Origin of the sequence: Vibrio sp. 1151_11, assembly GCF_029478525.1 — a bacterium.
Taxonomy (GTDB): domain Bacteria; phylum Pseudomonadota; class Gammaproteobacteria; order Enterobacterales; family Vibrionaceae; genus Vibrio; species Vibrio anguillarum.
Window position 1 is genome coordinate 1 of record NZ_SHMN01000067.1, and the last position, 3,018, is coordinate 3,018.

The window sequence follows — 3,018 nt, forward strand, 5'->3', positions numbered from 1 at the left end:
TTCAAACAGGGTTTGCCATTCTTTGTTGGTGCGCCGTTTTGCCATTTCAGATCTCCTTGAGGTTGGAGATTTGATCTTAGGACGTACCGATATTGATTAGAATGTGGGGTTTATGATGCGCTTACACAAGAGGAAACAGTAAGTATGGCACAAAGTAAGCTTCTTGATTTTTCAGAATTAATAAAAATTGAAGCATCAATAATCTCATTTCTCTATGTTGTTTTGGGATTTACCGTTACTGCAATTAGCGGACAAAATAGACTGTTGTTTGATTTGGCAAATGGTGGCGCGCCAAATCACTTTATACCTTATTCACCTTTCTTTTCTCACATTGTTACCTTCACCGTAATTAATATGATTTGGGTTGCTTTCGCAATGATTGGGATTTTTCACGATAGAATAAAAGTGCCGTATGATCGTTTGCTTGCTTATGCTAACGGCGTCGCATTTTTATGTGCTATGGGTTATTTTGCATATATAGCAAGCAAGCTTGACGGACATGTTTAAGTTTTTTGCCTAACAAACAATTTAAGAGTGATTCAGCACGCTTGGCATTTTTGGTTTGGGTTAAGTTCAGTGTTTACAGCGGTCAAATTGTGTGTCGTGGTCGCGTGCTTCACACCTTAATTGGGCGTTATAAGCAATTATGGAATAATGAGAGTGAAATATAAGATTCTTTTAGTTTTGTTCCTTGGTTTGACTTTTGGGTTCAACGTTCAAGCCAAGAACTGTAAAAAAGGGCAGCCATGTGGAAACTCATGCATTTCATGGAAGAAAACTTGTCGTATAGGCACTTACTCCTCAAATACTTACACATCACCAAAACCTTCTACTAGTGTTCAGTCATCTAAATATACATCTCAAAGTGAAATAAGAGCTGGCGACTATGAGGTAACTGCTACCAAACTAAATGTTCGCGACAATCCATTTGGTTCGAAAGAGATTGTTGGTACTTTAAGTAAAGGTCAAAGAGTGTATGTGCATTCATTTGTCAGCGGTTGGGCTATGATTCGTTATAAATCGTCTTTTTATTGGGTGAGCCAAAAGCATCTCAAGAGGATCAACTAAAAATTGCTTATAACAAACGGCTCAAGAGGGATTGTCAACGCGTGGCGGCTTTAGTACAAAATTGAAGTTCAGGGTTTACAGTGTGTTTTTTGAGTTCGGCGGTGCGTTGTCAACCCCTTAGCCGGGCGTTAAGTTTCTATGTATGCCGCACTCAATAGTTCTTTTTACTTTACGTTCATTTCTTGCACTCGATATCACGAAATGTTATAAACAAAATCAATGACACCACCTGTAGTGTCACTTACTATTAGTATTAGAGTATGGGCCGATTAGACGAGATAATTGATGACCTTCAAAACCGAAAGCGATCTATCTCCTGTAATGGTAAAGATGGTTTACTGTTATACATGGAGGAAATTGGCTTTACATGGAAAGAAGGTAAAACAGAAGGTCATAAAGTTTTTGTACATGAAGTATTAACTAAAAAAACAAGTGAGGCTTTCACAACCCACAGTATTGATTGTGGACATTACCCTAAAAGGGCAATGAAGTTTCAATACGTAGTAAGCACGATTCGTGTACTTAGAAAGTACAATTCCGAACTAACGGAAATTATGAGTGAAAGATGATGAAAAACTTTGATCCTGAGCGTTACACAGTTTCAGTAAGGAAAGAAATTGTTGAAGGTGAAGAGCTATTTGTAGCGAGAGTAGCGGAGCTTTCAGATGTTGAAGAGTATGGTGACACGTTTGAAGAGGCAAGATCTCTAGCACTTGATACAATTGAAACTGCATATGAAATGTGTAAAGAGCAAAATATAGCATTTCCTGCACCTTCTCCTCGTTACGATGAGAGGGAGCTTGCAAGTGGTAGAGTAACTCTACGTATGCCAAAAACGTTGCATGCTCGATTAATTCAAGAGGCTGAACTAGAAGATGTGAGTTTGAACCAGTACTTAGTATCTTCTCTTTCTATGAACTATGGTCAATGTCAGCTTTCTAAGAGCGTAGTTGAAGAAGTAAAGTCTCGATTTGATGCTTTGCAAGAGCAAATTAACAAGTATCAGAAAGTGGCTGCAACTTATCTGTTTAAAGAATACGTTGATAATTTTAAAGTTCAAGAGTCTCCGCAGTGGGTAGTAAAAGATAAGCGGGAGGAGCTTCAATGGGTAGCAAGCTAAATATTGTAGAGTTAACCGATACTAGGTTGCTTTCTTCAAGTTTTAAAATTGAAGATTCAGAGATGGCACGTAATGGTGGCTCTTTGGAGTTCTCTTGTGAAGTGCAGTTAATTGAAACAGAAACAAACGAAGTAATTCAACTTATAGCAACTCTGAAAGTTCATGGTTTTAATGAAGACAAAACGCTATTTAATATAAATGGTGAATACATGTCGAATTACAATATCTACGACGTGGATGCTTTTAATGCTTTTCCAGAACAAGATCGTGTAGAACAGTGTTTGTCATTGATGTTTTCAATAATTCGTGAGGATACAATGGCTACTCTATCTAGAGCAGGATTGCGACAAATTACTTTACCCTATCATTTCAATGCTCCCGAATTAGTATAAGTAAACAAAACTTAACAAAGCATTTAAGAGTGATTCCCAACGCTTGGCATTTTCAGCTTCGCGTTGGGTTTCGTGTTTATGGCGCTATGATTTAAGCTTAGTGGTGGCGTTGCTCACACCTTAATGCGGCGTTATGTTTAATCACGTCAAATCAGTTGGTTGCATCTTTTCTTTGCTCCCTCGGCTTGTTGGTTTTGTGCTTGTCGGCAAGTTGGCTTCGTTTGGCGCTGTTTTCCGGACATTTATTCTTTGGCGCTGGAAATTCAGAGTGTTGCCTCAGTCAATTTTCGAGTAAGCGCGAGGTAGGTGCGGCGTATGCGCCCCATAATCCCACGGGGCGTTTTAATTTCAGTGTGAGACGTTCCAAGGCAGAAGAGAGTTAATATCAGGCTCTGGCTTTGCCAGTTCTTTCATACATTTGACCATGTAATCGTAGAG

Annotated in this window: 5 protein-coding genes; all 5 read left to right on the plus strand. The window is 38.9% G+C overall.

Annotated features, from left to right (window positions below):
- Positions 1-144 precede the first annotated feature (144 nt).
- The 5 genes from EXZ60_RS18650 to EXZ60_RS18670 all read left to right on the plus strand — a co-directional run bounded on the left by EXZ60_RS18650 (position 145) and on the right by EXZ60_RS18670 (position 2,580).
- Positions 145-507, plus strand: coding sequence for a hypothetical protein (locus EXZ60_RS18650; protein WP_277436135.1), 363 nt, complete (start codon positions 145-147; stop codon positions 505-507).
- A 153-nt stretch (positions 508-660) separates the two neighbouring features.
- Positions 661-1,068: an SH3 domain-containing protein gene (locus EXZ60_RS18655; RefSeq protein ID WP_277436136.1), complete on the plus strand. Its 408-nt coding sequence runs from the start codon at positions 661-663 to the stop codon at positions 1,066-1,068.
- Positions 1,069-1,328: 260 nt separating this feature from the next.
- Complete coding sequence (locus EXZ60_RS18660; RefSeq protein ID WP_277436137.1) at positions 1,329-1,637, plus strand: hypothetical protein; 309 nt, start codon at positions 1,329-1,331, stop codon at positions 1,635-1,637.
- Positions 1,634-2,188 (plus strand): toxin-antitoxin system HicB family antitoxin, encoded by a 555-nt coding sequence (locus EXZ60_RS18665; RefSeq protein ID WP_277436138.1) that lies wholly within the window; start codon positions 1,634-1,636, stop codon positions 2,186-2,188. Before EXZ60_RS18660 ends, EXZ60_RS18665 begins: the two co-directional genes overlap by 4 nt.
- Positions 2,173-2,580: a hypothetical protein gene (locus EXZ60_RS18670; protein ID WP_277436139.1), complete on the plus strand. Its 408-nt coding sequence runs from the start codon at positions 2,173-2,175 to the stop codon at positions 2,578-2,580. The genes EXZ60_RS18665 and EXZ60_RS18670 overlap by 16 nt, the downstream gene beginning before the upstream one ends.
- Positions 2,581-3,018 lie beyond the last annotated feature (438 nt).